Here is a 19812-nt window from a genome sequence, read left to right on the forward strand (position 1 = left end):
AAAATATAGTTCAAAGCTACCGCTATGGGAGCTGAGATGAATATTCATTTATAAGGAGGAAAATTATTATGGCATACGTAATTACAGATTCTTGTGTAAGCTGTGGAACATGTGAAGGTGAATGTCCGGTTGGCGCTATCTCCGCTGGCGATGGAAAATATGAAATTGATGCAGATACCTGTATTGATTGCGGAACATGCGCAGGCTGCTGCCCCACAGGCGCTATTGAGCAGGGCTGATTTCTACATAGGAACTGCATAAAAAAGAATGCGCACAGCGCATTCTCCGCGCGCGAGCGGATTACCTGGCAATAAACCTCATCTCCGCGAGTTGCGCATAATTATTTTGTCTTATAGGAAATCCATATACTTTAACATTTCACAGTAACACGGTATTTTCTATAAGATAAACTTAAAATACTCAGGAGCTCTCCGGCGGAGAGACCTGAGTATTTTTTATTCTACGGGAAAGACCTTGTCACGCTAAAGTGTGAAAGTATCTTTCCTGTAGAATAAAAAATGGTATGCGCAGACCCATTATGAAACACATTGTCACGTTAATGCCATGACATATATCTGACAGGGATTTTGCTCATCCCACAGGGTTGGAAAAAGTTCAAATTCTCTGAAACCAAGAGCAATATAAAACATATTCGTTTTATCATACTCTCTGTATTTTCCCATTTGTACCGTTTTCACCTGAATAAACGAATATCCTTTTTCAGATGCAAATTTCTTAGCAGAATAAAACAATTCTCTGCCAATTCCATTTCTGTGATATTTCTTTAATATTCCCATTACCGCAAGTTCAACGGTGTCTTTACCGGTTTCTTTTAAATATAAAAATCCGGCCGGTTCGTTTTCTTCATACGCGCAGAAAAAATTTTTTCCCGCACTGTCTCTGACGTATTCTTCCACTGATTCCGGAATACCAAACCACTCCGGAAGATTTTCCAGCACATACCGGGTTATATTTTGTTTTTCCGGATTATCAGTTATCTGCTTTATCTCCATTTGTCCTCCTTAAACTGTTCTCTGTTTTTATCCCTTTTCATCATGCAGACAAAGAAATCCATTTAAAAAAAGAATTTCGTTTTATGAAATTCTGCGCCGCAAATGCGTCGCCCTGGCGACATATTTCCTTTGTATTTGCGTGTGCATCTTTGTTTTTGTCTTATAGGAAAGATACTTTCACACTTTAGCGTGACAAGGTCTTTCCTATAAGATAAAAAAGAATGTGCACAGCGCATTCTCCGCGCGCGAGCGGATTGCGCAGCAATAAACTTCATTTCCGCGAGCTGCGCATAATTATTTTCTCACCGCTATACCGTCGGATTGGGATTCAGACTTTTGTCTTTCTCCAGTAATTTCCGGGAAGCTGTCTCCTTCTCCTTTTTTTCCTTTTTCTCCCGGTGGAATCTTCTGCCCTTCTGGTGAGTGCGGATGGCTGCATCCAGCTTGCGGAACCGTTCTTCCTCGGCCTCGTCCTGCTCCCGCATCAGATAATTCATTTCCTTCAGTACACGGTCGCCTACCTGCACGCCCACTTCCTTGCCCAGAGCCTGATTATTCTCCTCCACTGCCTGTTTCACAATGGTAAGCATCATGGACTGGAACTGTTCCAATTTCACCGTGTTGGAGACAGGATTTTCATGCCTGTCCATCACGGTTCCGGGCGGTGCTTCCATGTATTCCCGGTTCATCCGGATGACGTTATTCGCACCGTAATTTTCCGGTCTCTGACCGGAAAGGTTCTCACTGTAATGTTCCGGACCTGGTCTGAGAGAAGTTCCTGCATAAGTTTCCCCGTCCTGCTCCGGATTGCCGCTATGTATCATCATGCGAATGGCTTTCAACTGGTATCCCTGTTCTTTCCATTCCTTTATCTTTTGGAACTGCGCTATATTTTCTTCTGTGTAATAGCGGTGTCCCATTTCATTACGGGGAATCTGAAGCTCCAGTTCTTCTTCCCAGTAACGCAGTACATGAGACTCAACATTTACAATGTTTGCCGCGTCTGAAATCATATAGCGTACGTTTTCCACATTTTAACCTCCTTTTTGGGGATACACTGTTTTTCAGGTGCCTGGGGCGTCTGAAACTGCCAGCCTGTCCCTTTTTCCTGATTCTATTTTACCGATTTTTTTCTTCTGTTACAATCTTTTTTCATCGTGAAATAACGGCAGTAAAAAACAGATATCCTTCTTTTCAGAAAAATATCTGCTTATGACTGCAAAATATGACAGTTTCAGTTATTATCTTTTTTCCATATTTACAAATTTTGTATACTGAGGCAGCCACACCAGGTTCACAGTCCCAATAGGGCCGTTCCTCTGTTTTGCAATGATAATTTCCGCAATATTTTTATCAGGCGTGTCCTTATTATAGTAATCGTCACGGTAAATAAACATAACCACATCCGCATCCTGCTCAATGGCTCCGGATTCTCTCAAATCGGAAAGCATGGGCCTGTGGTCCGGCCGCTGTTCCACCTGGCGGCTCAACTGGGACAATGCAATTACCGGAACGTTCAGTTCACGGGCCAGCCCCTTCAGTGCACGGGAAATATCAGAAATTTCCTGCTGCCGGGAATCGGTTCTGCCGGAACCCGACATAAGCTGAAGATAATCAATGATAATCAGTTTTAAATCATGTTCCAGTTTATATTTCCTGCATTTGGAGCGAAGTTCTGAAATGGAAATACCGGGGGTATCGTCGATAATAAGCTGAGAACGCCCGATTACTCCGGCTCCTTCGATTAGTTTTTCCCAGTCGGCGTCCGCCAGATTTCCGGAGCGGAGAAGCTGGGCGTCCACACGGGACTCCAGGGAAAAAAGCCGGTTTACCAGCTGCTCTTTTGACATTTCCAGACTGAATATGGCTGTGCACAGATTGCTGTGAAAAGCCACATACTGGGCAATATTCAGCACAAAAGCTGTTTTCCCCATGGAAGGCCTTGCCGCAATCAGCACCAAATCCGAAGGCTGCAGCCCCGACATGCGGTAATCCAGATCCACAAATCCTGTGGCAATTCCCGTTACATTCCCCTTGGTCCGGGAAGCCTGTTCGATTTTTTCCAGTGCATTAATGACCACCTGTTTGATAGGAACATAATCACTTCCGCTTTTGTTCTGGAGTAAATCAAATATCTTTTTCTCCGTATCGGCCATAATGTTTTCCAGGCTTTCTCTGCCCAGATAACACTGGCTGGCAATTTCCTCATTTACTTTAATCAGCCCGCGCAGCATGGATTTTTCTTTTACAATACCGGCATAATATTTTATATTGGCGGAGGTGGGAACAGAGGTTACCAGTTCTCCCACAAACTCCAGACTGCTCAGCTCCGCAGGCACGTCCTTTTCCCGGAGGCGGTTCTGCAGGGTAATTACATCTACGGGCTGTTCCTCATTGTAGAGCTCAACCATGGATTCAAACAGAACTCCATACTGCTGATGATAAAAATCTTCCCGTATCAGCAGTTCGGAAGCCATAACAATAGCGTCCCGGTCCATAATCATGGAACCAATTACCGACTGCTCCGCTTCCAGGTTGTTGGGCATAATCCGCCTGATAAGCGCTTCTTCCATAAAGCCTCCTGTTTCTGTTCCATATCCCGCAAATCCGGGAGATTATTTCGGTACGGAACTTACTCTTCCGTTACTTTTACTTTCAGGGTTCCCGTTACCTTCGGGTGAAATTTGATGGTCACTTCATGGACGCCCAGAGATTTCAGGCCCCCTTCCGGAAGCTGCATTTTCTTCTTATCCAGTTCCATCTGAAGCTGTTCTTTTGCCGCTGCCGCAATTTCTTTGGTGGAAACAGAACCGAAGGTCTTACCGCCCTCTCCTGTTTTGAGGCTTACTGTCACTTCTTTATCGGAAATTGCCGCTGCCAGCTCTTTTGCTGCCTCCAGATTTTCCTGCGCCACTTTTTCCGCATGTTGATTCTTCAGCTTCAAATCGTTCAGATTTTTCCCGGTGGCTTCTACGCCCAGTTTTTTGGGAAGAATCATGTTTCTGGCATAACCGTCGCTGACATTGACGATATCACCCTTTTTACCCAGTGATTTTACATCTTCCAGTAATATTATTTTCATACTTCTATGTCTCCTTCTTCCAGCATTTTATCCAGTGTTTCCTGTATTCTCCGTTTGGCTTCCGCCACTGTGCAGTCCGTCATCTGAGCTCCCGCCACGTTCAGGTGGCCGCCGCCGCCCAGTCGTTCCATAATCAGCTGTACGTTGATTTCGTCAATGGAGCGGGAACTGATATAAATTTTCCCATTATAGTCCGTCAGTACAAAAGACGCTTTGATTCCCACAATATTCAGCAGTTCGTTGGCCGCCTGGGCTCCTGCAATGGTGGGGCTTTCCACATCAGGGTTGGCCGGACAGATGGAAATGGCAAATGCCTTCCGGTATACCTCCGCATGACGGACCGTTTCCGCTCTGGCTTTATAAGCCGCCATATCATCCCGCAGCAGTTTGCGGACTCTGGTTACCTCCGCACCGCACCGGCGCAGATAAGCTGCCGCTTCAAAAGTCCGTACCCCTGTTTTGGTCATGAAATTATTGGTATCTATCAGAATACCTGCATATATGCTGTCTGCCTCGTTAGGCTTCAGATGAATATTTTCGTTGAAATACTGCAGTACTTCCGCCACCATTTCACAGGTGGATGATGCATAGGTCTCAATATAGGAGAGCACCGCATTGTCAATTACTTCCCGGCTCTGCCTGTGGTGGTCGAACACTACAATTGTTTTGGTCCGTGTCAGAAGTTCCGGACATTCGGTGTAATTGGGGCGGTTCGTATCCACGACAACCACCACGCTCCGGTAATTTACCAGTTCCAGCGCCCGTTCGCTTCGCACAAACATATCGGCGGGATACCCCCTGTCCTCCCCGAAACACTCCTTCATGGGCCGCAGGGATGAGGTCACGTCATCCAGCACAATATGAGCCTTTTTCCCCAGAACCTGCGCCGCGCAGTAAATACCGATAGCTGCGCCAAAAGCGTCCATATCGCTGATACTGTGCCCCATAATAAAGACCTCTTCTCTGCTCTCAAAAATCTCACGCAGAGCATGGGCTTTCACTCTGGCTTTTACGCGGGTCATTTTCTCCACCTGTCTGGATTTACCGCCAAAATAGGAAATCTTTTCTCCCTCTTTTACCACTACCTGGTCGCCGCCCCGGCCCAGGGCCAAATCTATGGCCATGCGGGAATATTCATACTTCTGATTGTAGCTGTTGCCGCTGACGCCCACGCCGACGCTCAGAGTCACCGCCATTTCATTTCCCACTTTAATGGTTTTCACATCTTCCAGAATGCTGAATTTATCCTCGGTAAGTTCTTCCAGATATTTCTGTTTGAATGCCACGAAATATTTGTCTTTTTCAAATTTCTTGATAATGCTGTCCCGCTCGGAGAAATATTTGCTGACTTTGCGGTCTACCAGAGCCACCAGAAGGGAACGCTTGACTTCCTCAATACTCTCCAGGGCTTCTTCATAATTATCAATATAAACCAATGCGGATACTAACTGCTGTTCCCGGTTTTCCTGAATATGCTGATGGAGCTCCGTCTCATCAAAGAGATAGAGAGGGATTAAAAACTGGCTGGTTTCCTCCATCTCAATCAGATTATTCCCGTCTTCCGGAGCATCGAAGAACATTTTCCCCACGCTCACCCGGTAAATCCGCTCTTTCCACTTTACCTGTATACTGTCGTTATGTTCTTCCCGGTCCAGCAGTTCTCTGGTTATGGACGGGAAAATGGTGGTTATGGATTTGTGGTAATTCTTGTCCTTTTCGGTAATCCGGGAAAAGGTCTCATTCATCCACAGAATTTTACTGTTATAATCCAGAAGCGCATAGGGAATCTCGAATTCATCCAGCAGTTTTTTCTGTACCGTTCCGTACTGGGTGGCAAAACTGATAACCTCGTTGCGTATCATGGACTTGTTCACCATGTATATGCCCAGCACAACCAGAAAATAGAGTACTGCAAATACGGATACGCAGAATCCTGCTTTTCCGTCAATAAAATACAGCGGTATGTTCATTAATACAATTAATATGGTTAATACCAGCGGCCAGTACATGTAATTTAACTGGCCTCCGGGGTGATTTTTTTTCTTCATCTGATTTCCTGCCTTTATGATTTAAAATGGAATTTCTCCTTAAGGCGTATTATATCACATTTGCAGGAGCTGTTACAACACTTTTCATTTTTGGTAAAGAATCTGGAATCAGAAGACTCCGCGCATAATTATTTTATCTTACAGGAAATACTTTCATGTATTAACGTGACACAGTATTTTCTGCAGGATAAAAAAAATCGGGAACGAGTGATTCATCACCCATTCCCTGCAAAAATTTTATTTTTTAATCGTAAAGTTATGATAACACTAATCAATAAAATAGTCAACAATTTTTTTTACAAATATATAAGCGGACTTAATGCATTCATTCTTTTCAAAATACTGCCTGTTTCTGATTACCCGTCCATCAATAAATTCCTTTATTTCAGTAAATCTGTTACGCTTTACATCATCTGAAGTAATAAATTCTTTATAAATATAGAGCAATGTAACAAAATCACATAAAAATTTATTACTTAGTTTTGTCTTTCTCATTGAAGTACCAATACCATCAATCTGCGATACGAATTTTATAACTTTCACTGACGGTTTGATATTTCCCTTCTGTAATCTGTTTATAAGACAATTACTATGAGCTGCCGCATTTCTTAAATCACGAACTGAATATAACAATTCTCCATCCCGTAAACGTTTTGGATATCTGTCATTATAATATTCATATAATTTAACCATATCTCCAAATGATATAAGTTCCACAAATACCCATGCCGGAAAATACGGATAATATTTTTCAATTAAATTTCTGCAATATTCGCTGGATTTATGTTTTTGAATATTCTGGCAACATCTTTCATATTTCGTTACAAAACGTCTTATAATATCATAACCATCTTCCTGTACATTATTCTCAATATCTTTTAACATTGCAGTTTTCATTGCGTGCTCAATATCCAAACACATCTGCAAGATTAAATATCGAAGATGCATATCTATAGTAGACAATTCCCGTAAATAAGCAAAATCTAAATTTATGTATTTACCGACTCTCTCACCGGATATGCTTTTATCGTAATTTTCCCTGTAAGAAGCTAACTTCATATAATAATTATTGTTCTGAAGAAACTCTTTGGCCTCCTCTTCACTCATAATTTCAAACTTAATCCCCTTCATTTTCATATGTTCTATTAATTCATCACTTGTTTTTAACAGTTTCATAATAACTCCCTTTTTGCTTTTCGTAATATTATATACTACATTATTCAACAATTAAAGAGTTTTTTCGTTCTTAAATATTTTTGATAATAATAAAAAGGGCTGTCGCAAAATAGCCGTTGTATATAATATGGCACTCAGATCACACAGTTCTCATCCATATTATATATACAGGCTGCCTTTTGCAACAGCTCCTTTCAAATACACTTTTACCGATTTGCCAGATAATCCTGCAGGATGTAATAAGACTGTTTCAGTCTTTCCCGATATGCGGGCATTACCCATTCCTCCCAGGAATAAGACTCCTTCACCCCGTCAATGGCAAATTTAATATCTGAAATATGTTCATAGGTAATTTCATCATTTGCATAAAGATTCGCTATGCGCATTTTACTGTTTGGTTTTGAAATATTCAGCAAAAGCCAGGGAATCCGCACTTCCGTCACGTTCCCTTTGATACAGAAATCTGTACGGGAATTATAATCCGGGGATTCCGGGTCCCCATTTCCATGGCGCAGCTTCCCGGTCTCTGTCTGCTCGGTGCCCACCAGGGTTCCGTCGCTTAAGAGAACCGGCCGGTTCAGCATAAGATTTATGGGGACGAAACTGTTGGTATCCGGCGCCGCATATCCTTCCTGCACTTCCAGCACTTCGCTGGCGGCATATAAACCGGTAGTATACAGCCAGTAATTCACATCATAATAAGGGTCCACCTGAAGGCGGCTTTCTTCCTCCCCTTTGATATCAAGGGCAAAATCCGCTCCGTCATATTCCCCATTTCCCTGATTCTCAATGGTATCCATGGTAATACGGATATTATCGTTGTTGCCTCGAATCATCAGATAAACGTATGCCTCGTCGCTTCTTACAAACAACTCCGTATCGCCGCTTTTCAAAAGAGGCTGCTCATCGCTCCACTCCTCGTCCTCTCCGTCTACGGTGCAGACAGGAACCTCTCCTGGTTCAAAGGACAGAAGGCCGAAAAACTGTTCGCTGGTCTGCATATCACACCAGTAAGGTCTTGCTTCCGCGTCCGTGTAGTCCATGGTATTCCAGGTTCTCTTAAACCATTCGTCCTGCCAGATAAACACACAGGCGCCGGCGCATCCCGTATCTGTTATATCACGCAGCATGGACACAATGGCATTGCCCTGTTCCTCTTCCGTCAGGCCTCCCTGATTAAACCCTGCCTCACGGGCCAGATGGGTGATTCCGCGGGAAGCCGGCACGCCAAACTCGGAAATTATCACCGGCATGGTATGATATGTATTCAAATCATTCAGATAATGCCTGTAAGGATTCTGAGGCTCATCCGTCAGAAGCTCCGGCGCATACCGCATCATTTCCGGATAATAGGGATATACATGGTAAGAGGTAAACAGTCCCGCTTTAAATTCCGGTTTTGCCTTGATATGCTCTGCATCCACCGGCACCGCATCCTCCATCTCCGGATTTGGCTCACCCGGATGGGAAAGGGGGTCCGTAGTTACCCAGTTTGCAAAAGCTGTGGGATGCTGCATGTGATAATTTTCTGTTTCATAAGCAATACAGGCGTCCATTCCGGAAGCCAGAAATACTTCAAAAGGCGTAGCTTCTTCTGTATAGAGGTACTTCCCGTCAAATACATTTTTATCCGGATGACTTTCATTTGTGTTAATAACAAAATCCGGCTGCCACTCAATCCCCAGAATCCATCCGCATAAATACTGAGACACATCTGCCGTATAAGTACCGCTGGCATTTCCCGGTACCGGGTCAATCACTGCATTTCCATGCACCACGTCCACAATGGTTGCGCACATTTCTATCCAGTCCTGCGCAATCTTCTCATTTTCTCCGTATGCGTCGCAGATATTACTGATGTCTTCCTCATTGTTATACACACCCTGCATAAAATACAACGGTTCCTCTGCTTCAGCATTATATTCCGCCAGCGCCTCATAAAATTCCGGCATAAGTATGGTATACACGCGAATGGTGTCTGCGTGCATTTCACTGATTTGCCGGAACCATCTCTTATAATCATCCTTCGTAATGGCAAATTCCCCCGGAAATGCTCCTGGCTTGCCGGCGCCCACATTCACGCCTGTCAGAAAAATATCCTGCCAGTTTCCGTCCGCTCTGTAAATCCGGAACTTTTTGCCGCTTGTCTGAAACAGATAACTGATACCGTCTTCCGTGTATACAGGCAGTGCCGGAATCTCCGGTTTTTCTTCTTCAGGTTTCGTATTCTGAGTTTCTTCCTGCATGGTTTCCGATTCTGCAGGTTCCTCTGATTTACCGGAAGCACATCCGGCGCACAGACCTGTCATTATAACGATACTCAGCAGTATGGCGCCCCACATTCTGACTCTGTTCATTTTACTTTCTGTCCTTTCCCTTATGCATATTCTACCATTTCTTTCCATTTTCACCGATAATCCGGTCTACCACATATTCCACCACGCCGGAAATCTGCTGGTTCTGCATTTTTCCAACCTGGTCGATAAACTCCGGCTCATTTCGATGGCTGACAATATAACTCCGGGTAGGGGCTTCGCTGCCTTCCAGGGAAACCAGTTCGCCCCCATGCTCCCGCAGCAGAGCCTGAAGATCATCGTTAAAATGATCTGTTACATTTTCAATGGTGGGTACAATAATATCAAAAGGCTCAATAGTATTCAGAATCTGATTCTGATATTTTTCCAGATACTGTTCAATGAGATTTTCAAAGGTACGGAACTCCACAAATTCATCACCGGCCACCACAATGGTAATCACAAATTCCCAGGTATGAGGATGAGTCTGCCCCTGTTTTCCATTGATGATAATATAATGATTCATATTCAGATATGACTTTAAACGATATTCCCGGTATAACCTTTCTTTCCTCATGCACCAGTCACCGCCTTCCAGAACGTGTCAAACTGTGATTTATAACTGTTCATATTATCTTCGCAGTACTGCTCTGCCACACCATGGACATCCCAGTTCTCCAGAGACTCTATGATTCTGTCGCTGACGCTCTTTTCATACCGGACAAAAATCAAAAGCACCTGATTCTCACCCATGGAAAAGCGCAGCACATTATTGTCCAGCACAATCTGCATATGCTCAAAAAATTCATCTCTGGCTTCCTCAGACTCCGTTTCAAACACTGCAAAATGCAGTGGATAAACGCCCTTTTTGTCCAGAGTTTCCAGAAATTCATCCAGCACGCTGTTTCTAAACACATGTTTGCTGGCGCTGAAGGCATATTCCCGTTTAAGCTGTTCATCCAGCAGTTCAATCTGCTGATTCTGCCAGACCACCCGTTCTTCCTGCCGGTCAATGTACAGACTCTGTCTGGTAATTCTCTTCGACATAATCATACTCAGTATAATCAGAAGGGCCAGTACAATGGACAGAATAATGATAATAGCATTCCTGCATTCCAGCAGAACATTATCCTCCAGAATCACCCGGTCATAGGTCAGCAGGCAAATACGGTACTGCTCTCCCTGCCAGTCAAAAATCATGCCTGACGCAATAAAACGGTCATTGTCCAGATAGATAATCCGGTGTCCCACCTGATTGACCCCCAGACTGTTCATAAATTCAGAAGCAGTCTCCGTGGCATAATAAGTACCGTCGTTAAATCCTCTGTAACGGTTCGTCTCCGTAACGCTCTTTACAAACAGAATGGAATCTCCCCTGCTTAATGTCCAGTATCTGCTGGCTGTAGAATCCAGAGAACTGATAATGTTTGTAATATCTGTCTCTGTCCCCTCGTCATCCAGACGATTGATCTGCTCCAGAATAATTTTCACATATCCATCCTGCTCCGCACCGTAAATGTCCAGAAATCTGGTCTCATAATTATTCAGCTGATAAATGATGAATCCATCCGCTGCCATGGCAAAAAACACCACAATCACCGTCAGGATAAAAAAATTGAATTTATGTTTCATAAGCCCCGCTCACCTACTCATAATTTACCGCTTTTCGCATTTTCTGTAATAAATTCATGGGCCGCTGCGCCTCCGACTTTAATTCTTCCTCAAAATCTTTCCGTTCGTCCGTCAGAGTCCGCGTCTTCCAGGCACTGTCCGTATTGATACTGTTGATAACCCCTGCAAACCGGATGAAAAAGACAATAAAATTGAAAAAGGGCAGCAGGGGCACCACATACCAGTGCTTTCGGTAATATTTCTTCAAATCATCAAATTCTTTCAGAAATCCCACCGTGGAAAAATAATATAAATATCCGCTGATGATATACAGCAGAAAAATAATCCCTGTGGAAATCAGAATTACTTTTGGCGAATAATTCATACACATCAGGCAAATCAGCGCCAGATACCAGATCAGCCTCGGAAATGCAAACGTATGGTCATACATCAGCGTACGGACCATTACATTGGTAAACATCTTGTGTACCCGCAAATCTTTCTCCAGAAACTGATGGGACACCTCCAGACTTCCTCTCTGCCACCGCTGCCGCTGAGTGTACAGCTTATTTACCCCTTCAATGGGGTCCACACAGAATATGGCATTTTCACAGATATGTACCTTAATATGCTGCAGATACCGCATCTGGAAAGTAATATTGGTATCCTCACAGATAGTATCCGTATTGTAAAGCTGAGATTTCAGCACCGCTGATTTCCGGAATGCGGAAAAAGCGCCGGACAGGGTATAAATGGAATTTGTCTCAGAAGCATAATTCCGGCCTGCCAGAAATGCCTGGGCATATTCCATAAATTCCATTTTCCGCAGCAGACGGGAAAAAATCCCTTTATATTCCTCAATCATTTCCGGCATGGTGAGAATGGCTCCGGTCATACAGTCCACATCCGGACTGGACTCGAACTTGCGCACCATGTTGCTGATGGCATGGGGTTCAAACTGCCCGTCGCTGTCCACATGAATAATGTATTTCCCGTCAGCATTAAACAGGGCCAGATTCAGCGCACGGGATTTCCCCTGTCTGGCGTTCAGCCACTGCATCAGCAAATCCGGATACAGCTCCTGACATTTGGTATATACCTGAAAAGAATTGTCTTTTCCCTGATTATTGACCAGAAAAATCCGCATTTTGTCATTGGGATAGTCACTGTTGCTGATAGAGCTGATACACTCTTCCAGCGAATCCTGAGAATTATATACCGGAATAATCAGCGTGATTTCCGGCCAGATTACCGGGTCCTCATAGCTTTTGGGAAACAGCGTTTTCTTAATCAGAATCAGAAAGCTGCCCAGCGAGGGAATAATTTCCATCACCAGCGGAATGATAATCCATGCCGCCCAGAATAAAATTGAATTTAAAAAATTATTTATCACTGTCATAACTGAAACTTCCCACCTTCTGCTTGATAATCTGCGGTTTGGTAAACACGTAAAAATACAGCATAACGGACAATCCATAAAATACAAACCGGCCCACAAAGGTATGGGCAATATAGTACATGTCAATTCCGCCGAAATAAATAATCAGACAGATGACGGTGATACGCAGCGCATTTGCCAGTACCATCGCAATTACGCCCAGCACTCCCACATAAACACGTTCATAGACTGTGTAGACCTGATAGAACATCAGCAGGGACAGGTATGCGATAATCTCGATAATTCCGGAGCACTCGAAATCTATTTTCAGTGAAATGGCTCCCACGGAAGATTCCACGAAAATAACACCGTATTTATAATGGGCACTGTAAATTCCTGCAATCTTACCCGGAAGACTGGCCAGCAACGCCACAATCCGGGCCAGAGGCTGGGTCAGCACCGGCTGTAAAAATACCAGCATCAGAATAAATGCCCCTGCGCTTCCAAAAAGAAAATGCCAGAAATTCAGTTTGCTTTTCTTCAATATGTGTAAAATGAACAGCCAGATAACCAGGCCGATCAGACCCACAATGTATTTTATCATTTACTCCACTTCCTTCTCCGGACTGCCCGTCTGCAGCCGGCATTTATGTACCGTATAAACCAGAAGAAAGAGGGCTGCCAGGATGGTAACAGCAATCCCCTGGTTCAGATACGGGTATTCCAGTGAAATCACCGTAGTTCCTGATTTCACATACGTCAGATGATTTTCCGAATAAATATCCTGGCTTGCTGTAAAACTGTCATGGTACGCCAGTCCGGTGTTCACATCGTCCCTGTCCGAAACTATCGTCATACGGTCAGATTCATATTGAATGGTATAAGGTACAATTTCCCGCTCCGGCAGCTCATCCGAACTTAAATCCATGGCGCGGCTTAACAGTTTCCCAACACTTTCATCTTCCGTGAGCCCATAATAATATGTCAGGTTCAGACCAATCATTACAATATTATCATTTTTTGCTGTTCCGTAAAAGGGAAGCTCCCATTCCGCATCCTTTACCGTTCCCCATACGTCTGTCAGACCGTCCAGATACACGGTACTCCACTCCCGGTAACCGTTGGGAAACAAATCTGTCTCCAGTACACCGTCTATGGTATCCAGATCCGGATATCCCTGGGAAAAGGAAACGCCGTTACAGATAACTCCCAGGAAGCTCTGATTCTGGCTGCCCCTGTCATCGGGAATTCCGTCTGCCGCAATGACAATATGCACACCCGCTTCACTCAAATCCGTAATCAGTTTTTCCGCGGAAGCCTTATCGTTATAAGTAAAACCTGCCAGATAAATCAGTTCATAATTCTTCAATTCCTCAAAAGTAAATTCATTCAGGTTTATCCGCTCCGACTCTTCCATCACCGGAAACTGCCTGACAATGGAAGGCGCCGCACTGCCGATACCAATCGCTCTGTATTTTGTGACGGTTCCCCAGTTTCCTTCCGCATTCAGCTTATACAGACGGTAGCTGTCATTGTGAGCCACCATCCGATAGCCCACCCGTTCTGCCGCACGGTCCATTTTCTGCAGAGGGGCTTTTGAAGTATCTCCAATAATATCAAGCTGAATAATTACCGTGTCATTGCCCATTTCCAGGCAGCGGTCAAAGAGATAGAGATAATTTCCTTCCTCCAGAGAACGGTCAATCTGTTTTATATTGGTAAGGGTAGCCGCAGATTCTTCCGCTGCTCCGTACATACCTGCCACCGGCTCCCCATATCCCGTCACCAGATAAGCGCTCATGGCTCCCAGACTGCTTTCATCCACCAGAGCCAGACGCTGTTCTGTCATTTCCTTTGCTTCTCCCACCAGTGTCATATCCGACTGATTAGACAGAATTATTTCCGGAAGCAATCCGTTCTGACTGCCCAGAATCAGAGACAGAGAAGGCAGTGCATCCAGAATCAGCAGACCGGCAAAAAGCACAATCCAGCCTTTTTTCAGGGTATCCCATATCAGAAAACTGAAAAGAACCATACACAATGCCATGGACACCAGCCGCAGCATCAGCAGAACCTGTCCGCCCGGAACCCTTACAAAAAGCAGATAAAGCGTCTCAGAAGTACAGATTAATATAATAATACCCGTCCAGAAACCGGGCATGGATTTCTTCTTGCTTAAAAACCCTCCAAACACCGCCAGCAGCAACACTGCCAGTCCGAAATAGGCGTCCACGCATCCTCTCTGAAAACGTGCCGCAGGATTAATGGACAGGAACATGCTCTGAAAAAAGTCTTCCATAATTTCCAGGCTGCTCTCCGAAACCGCGCTTCCTGTTCGGGAAGGAATCAGCCATGCACCGGTAAGCAGAACTCCCAGTACAAATGAAACAAATATTTCAACACCTCTGTGCCAGTCATGACGAATCACCCCGTCAATCACAAAATAAATCAGAAATGATACCAGGAGGATTCCTCCATACTGTACATGACACAGAGAAATAAAAGCAAACATCAGTGACAGCTTCGGCAGGGTATACCAATGCCTCCACTGAAGATAATCATAAACCCAATACAGTAAAAGGGGCAGAACTGCGATACAGACAGAATGGGGCAGATTGCCCTCATAAAATAATCCAATCAGATTGTTGGGCATAAAAAGCCACAGGGCTCCCAAAAATGCTCCGAAATAAGGTCGTTTCACCTTAAATCCCACATAAAGCCACGAAACTGCTCCGAGAAAACAGATGAACATGACAAAAATAAGATATCCCCCTATGGGGCTGCCGCCGCCAAAAAATTCACAGGCCGCCAGAAGATATACCGGTACAGGCGCAAGATAGCGCATAAATTCCACACCGTTATACCAGAAAGGGTCAGACAGGGGCCAGAAATTTCCTTCACGGATGGCATGATATAACACATCTCCCTTATAAAGATGGCTAAGGGTATCCATCCCGCTGGGACAGATACCGCTGTTCTGTACAATATTTGCCATTCCATATGCCAGTAATGCATAAAGAATGGGCATCAATAAAATCAGATAATATGACTTTTTACTGTCTTTCAATGCCCATTCCTCCTATATTTATGCAGCTATCGGCTGCAATTCATTTTTTTTTCTCTTTTTATACCAGAGTACGATTCCCACCGTAGAGATACAGAGGATTACACCTGCAATCGGCCCGGTAGAAGTACCTGCCGTAAAAATCCACTGCTGTCCGATTCTTCCAAACTGTGCTGAAATCTCCTTTAAATCTGTCTCATCCACACCCAGCTTTTTGGCAACCATGGGTAAATCCAGATAAAACTCCATTTCATCCTTTCCGTCTTTTCCCACTGTCATAATCATTTTGCCATACATCAAATCCATATCGTTCAGGTTGCTGATATTCGTTGAAGTATGCCATGCATCTCTGGAAGCAATATGGAATTCATATGTACCTTCCGGAAGTCCCAGTAACTGAGGATTCCAGTTGATATTTCCGGCTCCGTCTACCGCCACACACATGGGATAAAATGCCATATTCTGGTCATAGGTTCCATTCTGCAAATCACTGCGGTTCTGGTTAAAAGCTATGGTGACAGCCGCTGTAAACTCTCCGCCGGCTTCGTCCAGATGCTGAGGCATGGTTGTCACCACATGGCCGTATAATTTACCATCACTTGAATACAGGGCGCCTTTCGCATCAATCTGATCTTCCTGAGATCCTGCAGTAGCATACTCAATGGTACTGTGTCCGTAATCTTCCCAGTCCTCATAGTTACCGTCATAATTGATTCCGTTAAAAAGATTCTCCAGGTTATTTCCGCTGTCTTCCTGCAAATTCATAATTCCGCTTATAAACGGTTCGCCCAGATACAGGCCAAAGGAAAGGCTTTCTTCATATTTCGGAAGCTGGTCTTTCGGAATAGCCAGTTCCCATTCATCTCCTACATAAGATACCTGAGCGCCATTCACACCGTTCACTGCCGGTGCGGTAGTAAGCTGAATATCCGTCTCATAACCCAAATCTGAGGTAATGGCAAATTTACCATTGGAATGGGTACCTGCGCCGGAAGCATTGCTGCTCTTTCCGTCTTTGATGTAAATATAGAACCAGTCTCCGTCATAAACTGCTGCAACCTGAGACAGACATTCTTTATGAGCGTCATTGGGGCAGGAAGCCTCTGTTTTAGCCACTGCTGCCCAGTCGGAATAATCACCGTCAATGGTAATCCCCGCATAAACAGCCGGAACATCCACAACCACGGATTCTCCGTCCACCTGTTCAATATCACCGGAAGCTACGGAAGTTCCGCCAAAAGTAAGGGTAAATTCCGGACTCTGAAAATAGCTGAGAGGCACTGCAAATTCCACCACGTAAGGTCCGGGATTATTTCCATGGGCACTGTTTTTTACCGCAACATCTGCTGCCACATCGCCCCAGTTTGCATTCTTTACCGTAGCTCCGTCCTTCCCTGCATTTACAGAAAGAGCGCTGTTTGCACCTGCGGAACCGTCCGGATACTCAAACCGGAAAGCATTGCCGCTGCTGGCAAATCCATAATCCCATTCCGTTGAAGCAGTTCCGGTATAACTGAAATACATTGTGTTTCCATCAGGAGAATATGCAACTTTCCAGGAATCCACATTGGAAGCGCCGGAGGAACGTGACGTCACCCCTGCCCAGTCGGACAGTTCTCCGTCAATATCAATCCTGCCGCCTACGGTGGTCAGGCTCTGTGCCGCAACTGCTTCCAGATCTTCCTGTGCTTCGTTATTTTCCTCCGGAAGCACTGTTTTATCATCCTTATCTTTTACATCCTCGCTCTGATTCTTATCCTGGCTTTCCCCGGTCTGATCTTCTCCTTCTCCGGTCTGGCCTGCATCCGGATTCTGACCGGATGCGCCGCCTTCCGGTGCGGTATTTTCTGTTCCTGTGGAATTCGTATTATCTGCCGGAGGGGTCTGTTCTGTTCCCTGGTTCCCTGTGATTCCGCCAGAATCCGTATTATCTGCCGGAGGGGTCTGTTCCGTTCCCTGGTCCCCTGTGGTTCCGCCGGAATCCGTATTATCTGCCGGAGGAGTCTGTTCGTTTACCTTGCTGTCTGCTGCCCCGGTATCACCATTCTCTGTTCCGGTTCCTGTATTCTCCGTACCGGAGCCTGTGCTGTCTGTTCCGGGATTATTATTCTCTGTCCCGGCTTTGCCGTCCGTTCCGGTACCGCCTGTCTGTCCTTCTGTCTGCTGAGATGCCGTACCGCTGACTTCCGCTGCCGAAACAGGCATCCCCGATAACAGAAGCGATAAAGACATCAGGCCTGCCACAGTACCTCTGAAAATCTTTCTGGCTTTCATAAAAATCCTCCCTTGCAATTGTTCCATTGACTCAGTGTTAAAATGTTTCTTCGACTATCGCATAAATGCGCAGAGGCGTTTCGCTGATTTCAAAACGGGCAAATTTCCAATGCTGCTCTTCCAATGCGTGCTTTACTTTTACATAAAACACCTCGCCCAAATGCTCAATGCTGGTATCCCCTTCAAATTCCGGAAACTCGTTTAAATATTTATACTGATAAGGCCCAAAAACCTCTTCCAGAATGGAATTCATGCTGGCAAATTCCAGAAAATCTTCTTCCATCTGCCTTGCCACAATTTCAATCTCAATCAGATGCTGGTGCTTGTGCTCTATCTTCCCGTCAAAACTGTGCTGCATACATAAACGATACTTTAAACGATGGTATTTCATCCGATTCTACCTGCCCATACTCGTAGTTCTGCCTGCTGCCATGTACCCCCAGGGTACATTAATTATGCATATATTATATCACCTATATTATTTTTTTCAATCCCAATATAACTCAAATCTTTCCCATTTTTACGATATTCGTCAGACATTTTCCAGGTTTTGTAAAAAAGAATGCGTATAGCGCATTCTCCGCGCGCGAGCGGATTGCCTGGCAATAAACTTCATCTCCGCGAGCTGCGCATAATTGTTCCTATCTTATAGGAAATTCATACACCTTAACACATCGCAGTAACACGGTATTTCCCATAAGACAAAAAAACCAGCCATCCGAAGATGGCTGGTCATTTCCGCAATTCCTGTCAGACAAAATCTGTTTTCAGAACTTAATCTGTAACATAAGGCATTAAGGAGATATGTCTTGCTCTCTTGATGGCAACGGTAAGAGCTCTCTGGTGCTTTGCACAGTTGCCGGTGATTCTTCTGGGAAGAATCTTTCCTCTTTCAGAAATATATCTCTTTAACTTGTTGGTATCTTTATAATCAATCACGTTGTCTTTTCCGCAAAATACGCAAACCTTCTTTCTTCTGCGCATTCCGCCTCTCCGCTTCATGGGAGCATCGCCTCTGTCTGTTTTATTATAAGCCATTTTCATTACCTCCTGTTCTAATTAAATGGCAGCTCTTCGTCTATCCCGTCGGGAATATTCATAAAACCATCTCCGACTGCCGCGCTGGGGGCGGGTCTTCCGACCGGCTGGTATCCGCCTGCCTGTCCTTCACTTGCAGCCTTGCTCTCTGCAAATTCCTGCTCCTCCACCACAACATCCGTGGTATACACTCTCTGTCCGTCCTGATTGGTGTAGCTTCCGGTCTGAATCCTTCCGGTTATGGCAATCTTGGTTCCCTTATGGAAATATTTTTCTGCAAATTCACCGCTTCTGCCAAAGGCAACACAATTGATAAAATCTGCGGTCTGCTGGTCACTGTCACGCTTAAATCTTCTGTCTACAGCCAGTGTATATCTTGCAACTGCCGTTGCCTGCTCACCCTGTGAGTAACGGACTTCCGGATCTCTGGTCAGTCTGCCCATCAGTATTACTTTATTCATCTGATCTCCTCTTTGTATTACGCTTCATCCTGTCTAACGCATAAGAAACGCAGTACATTGTCCAGAATACGCACACGTTTTTCGATTTCTGCCGGACAATCTGCGTTTGCATCGAACTGAATAAAGTAGTAGAAACCTTCTCTCATTTTCTGAATCTCGTAAGCCAGTCTTTTCTTACCCCATTCATCCACGTTGGTTATCGTACCGCCGAATCTGGTAATGTATTCTTTTGCTTTCTCTACCACTGCGGCTCTTTCTTCATCTTCGATTTTTGCATTAACAACAAGCGCTAATTCATATTTGTTCATGCTCATCGTACCTCCTTCTGGTCTCCGGCCCTCAGTCTGCGCTGAGAGCAAGGATAAACTGTTAT

At 44.7% G+C, this 19812-nt stretch carries 18 protein-coding genes; 1 reads left to right on the forward strand and 17 read right to left on the reverse strand.

The window, feature by feature from the left end:
• Positions 1-68: 68 nt before the first annotated feature.
• A complete protein-coding gene (locus VSQ32_16415) occupies positions 69-239 on the forward strand; it encodes a 4Fe-4S binding protein (protein ID MEH2944394.1) in 171 nt (56 codons plus the stop codon).
• A gap of 312 nt (positions 240-551) precedes the next feature.
• Here the strand turns inward: VSQ32_16415 and VSQ32_16420 are convergent, their stop codons facing one another.
• The 17 genes from VSQ32_16420 to rpsF all read right to left on the reverse strand — a co-directional run bounded on the left by VSQ32_16420 (position 552) and on the right by rpsF (position 19747).
• The gene (locus VSQ32_16420; GenBank protein ID MEH2944395.1) at positions 552-1013 is read right to left on the reverse strand and encodes a GNAT family N-acetyltransferase; all 462 of its coding nucleotides are present in this window, start codon (positions 1011-1013) and stop codon (positions 552-554) included.
• Positions 1014-1321: 308 nt separating this feature from the next.
• Positions 1322-2044, reverse strand: a complete 723-nt coding sequence (locus VSQ32_16425) for a MerR family transcriptional regulator (protein MEH2944396.1) — start codon at positions 2042-2044, stop codon at positions 1322-1324.
• Between the two features lie 210 nt (positions 2045-2254).
• Positions 2255-3586 (reverse strand): replicative DNA helicase, encoded by a 1332-nt coding sequence (gene dnaB / locus VSQ32_16430; GenBank protein MEH2944397.1) that lies wholly within the window; start codon positions 3584-3586, stop codon positions 2255-2257.
• Positions 3587-3645: 59 nt separating this feature from the next.
• Positions 3646-4095 carry a 50S ribosomal protein L9 gene (gene rplI, locus VSQ32_16435; protein MEH2944398.1) on the reverse strand — a complete coding sequence of 150 codons (450 nt, stop codon included), beginning with the start codon at positions 4093-4095 and terminating at the stop codon, positions 3646-3648.
• On the reverse strand, positions 4092-6143 hold the full coding sequence (locus VSQ32_16440) for a DHH family phosphoesterase (protein ID MEH2944399.1): 2052 nt from the start codon (positions 6141-6143) through the stop codon (positions 4092-4094). The genes rplI and VSQ32_16440 overlap by 4 nt, the downstream gene beginning before the upstream one ends.
• A 267-nt stretch (positions 6144-6410) precedes the next feature.
• A complete protein-coding gene (locus tag VSQ32_16445; protein MEH2944400.1) occupies positions 6411-7319 on the reverse strand; it encodes an Abi family protein in 909 nt (302 codons plus the stop codon).
• Positions 7320-7525: 206 nt separating this feature from the next.
• Positions 7526-9676, reverse strand: a complete 2151-nt coding sequence (locus VSQ32_16450; GenBank protein ID MEH2944401.1) for a family 2 glycosyl transferase — start codon at positions 9674-9676, stop codon at positions 7526-7528.
• A 31-nt stretch (positions 9677-9707) separates the two neighbouring features.
• Positions 9708-10190, reverse strand: coding sequence for a 6-carboxytetrahydropterin synthase (locus VSQ32_16455; protein ID MEH2944402.1), 483 nt, complete (start codon positions 10188-10190; stop codon positions 9708-9710).
• Entirely contained in the window at positions 10187-11245 is a 1059-nt protein-coding gene (locus tag VSQ32_16460; protein ID MEH2944403.1) for a hypothetical protein, read from the reverse strand. The genes VSQ32_16455 and VSQ32_16460 overlap by 4 nt, the downstream gene beginning before the upstream one ends.
• 13 nt (positions 11246-11258) lie before the next feature.
• Positions 11259-12623, reverse strand: a complete 1365-nt coding sequence (locus VSQ32_16465; GenBank protein ID MEH2944404.1) for a TIGR03111 family XrtG-associated glycosyltransferase — start codon at positions 12621-12623, stop codon at positions 11259-11261.
• Positions 12607-13206 carry an exosortase family protein XrtG gene (gene xrtG, locus VSQ32_16470; protein ID MEH2944405.1) on the reverse strand — a complete coding sequence of 200 codons (600 nt, stop codon included), beginning with the start codon at positions 13204-13206 and terminating at the stop codon, positions 12607-12609. The genes VSQ32_16465 and xrtG overlap by 17 nt, the downstream gene beginning before the upstream one ends.
• Positions 13207-15669, reverse strand: a complete 2463-nt coding sequence (locus tag VSQ32_16475; protein MEH2944406.1) for a 6-pyruvoyl-tetrahydropterin synthase-related protein — start codon at positions 15667-15669, stop codon at positions 13207-13209.
• A gap of 18 nt (positions 15670-15687) precedes the next feature.
• A complete protein-coding gene (locus tag VSQ32_16480) occupies positions 15688-17940 on the reverse strand; it encodes a Firmicu-CTERM sorting domain-containing protein (GenBank protein ID MEH2944407.1) in 2253 nt (750 codons plus the stop codon).
• Between the two features lie 37 nt (positions 17941-17977).
• Positions 17978-18331: a 6-carboxytetrahydropterin synthase gene (locus VSQ32_16485; protein ID MEH2944408.1), complete on the reverse strand. Its 354-nt coding sequence runs from the start codon at positions 18329-18331 to the stop codon at positions 17978-17980.
• Positions 18332-18714: 383 nt separating this feature from the next.
• Complete coding sequence (rpsR, locus tag VSQ32_16490) at positions 18715-18978, reverse strand: 30S ribosomal protein S18 (GenBank protein ID MEH2944409.1); 264 nt, start codon at positions 18976-18978, stop codon at positions 18715-18717.
• Between the two features lie 17 nt (positions 18979-18995).
• Positions 18996-19439, reverse strand: a complete 444-nt coding sequence (gene ssb, locus VSQ32_16495; protein ID MEH2944410.1) for a single-stranded DNA-binding protein — start codon at positions 19437-19439, stop codon at positions 18996-18998.
• Between the two features lie 17 nt (positions 19440-19456).
• Positions 19457-19747, reverse strand: coding sequence for a 30S ribosomal protein S6 (gene rpsF, locus VSQ32_16500; GenBank protein MEH2944411.1), 291 nt, complete (start codon positions 19745-19747; stop codon positions 19457-19459).
• Between the last annotated feature and the right edge of the window lie 65 nt (positions 19748-19812).

This window comes from Lachnospiraceae bacterium JLR.KK002 (genome assembly GCA_036941025.1).
In the GTDB taxonomy this organism is placed as follows: Bacteria; Bacillota; Clostridia; order Lachnospirales; family Lachnospiraceae; genus Petralouisia.

Excerpts from the sequence above, each read along its gene's own strand:
- VSQ32_16415 (MEH2944394.1), top strand. The coding sequence starts at position 69 with ATGGCATACGTAATTACAGATTCTTGTGTAAGCTGTGGAACATGTGAA.
- VSQ32_16420 (MEH2944395.1), bottom strand. The coding sequence starts at position 1,013 with ATGGAGATAAAGCAGATAACTGATAATCCGGAAAAACAAAATATAACC.
- dnaB (MEH2944397.1), bottom strand. The coding sequence starts at position 3,586 with ATGGAAGAAGCGCTTATCAGGCGGATTATGCCCAACAACCTGGAAGCG.
- rplI (MEH2944398.1), bottom strand. The coding sequence starts at position 4,095 with ATGAAAATAATATTACTGGAAGATGTAAAATCACTGGGTAAAAAGGGT.
- VSQ32_16440 (MEH2944399.1), bottom strand. The coding sequence starts at position 6,143 with ATGAAGAAAAAAAATCACCCCGGAGGCCAGTTAAATTACATGTACTGG.
- VSQ32_16445 (MEH2944400.1), bottom strand. The coding sequence starts at position 7,319 with ATGAAACTGTTAAAAACAAGTGATGAATTAATAGAACATATGAAAATG.
- VSQ32_16450 (MEH2944401.1), bottom strand. The coding sequence starts at position 9,676 with ATGAACAGAGTCAGAATGTGGGGCGCCATACTGCTGAGTATCGTTATA.
- VSQ32_16455 (MEH2944402.1), bottom strand. The coding sequence starts at position 10,190 with ATGAGGAAAGAAAGGTTATACCGGGAATATCGTTTAAAGTCATATCTG.
- VSQ32_16460 (MEH2944403.1), bottom strand. The coding sequence starts at position 11,245 with ATGAAACATAAATTCAATTTTTTTATCCTGACGGTGATTGTGGTGTTT.
- VSQ32_16465 (MEH2944404.1), bottom strand. The coding sequence starts at position 12,623 with ATGACAGTGATAAATAATTTTTTAAATTCAATTTTATTCTGGGCGGCA.
- xrtG (MEH2944405.1), bottom strand. The coding sequence starts at position 13,206 with ATGATAAAATACATTGTGGGTCTGATCGGCCTGGTTATCTGGCTGTTC.
- VSQ32_16480 (MEH2944407.1), bottom strand. The coding sequence starts at position 17,940 with ATGAAAGCCAGAAAGATTTTCAGAGGTACTGTGGCAGGCCTGATGTCT.
- VSQ32_16485 (MEH2944408.1), bottom strand. The coding sequence starts at position 18,331 with ATGAAATACCATCGTTTAAAGTATCGTTTATGTATGCAGCACAGTTTT.
- rpsR (MEH2944409.1), bottom strand. The coding sequence starts at position 18,978 with ATGGCTTATAATAAAACAGACAGAGGCGATGCTCCCATGAAGCGGAGA.
- ssb (MEH2944410.1), bottom strand. The coding sequence starts at position 19,439 with ATGAATAAAGTAATACTGATGGGCAGACTGACCAGAGATCCGGAAGTC.
- rpsF (MEH2944411.1), bottom strand. The coding sequence starts at position 19,747 with ATGAACAAATATGAATTAGCGCTTGTTGTTAATGCAAAAATCGAAGAT.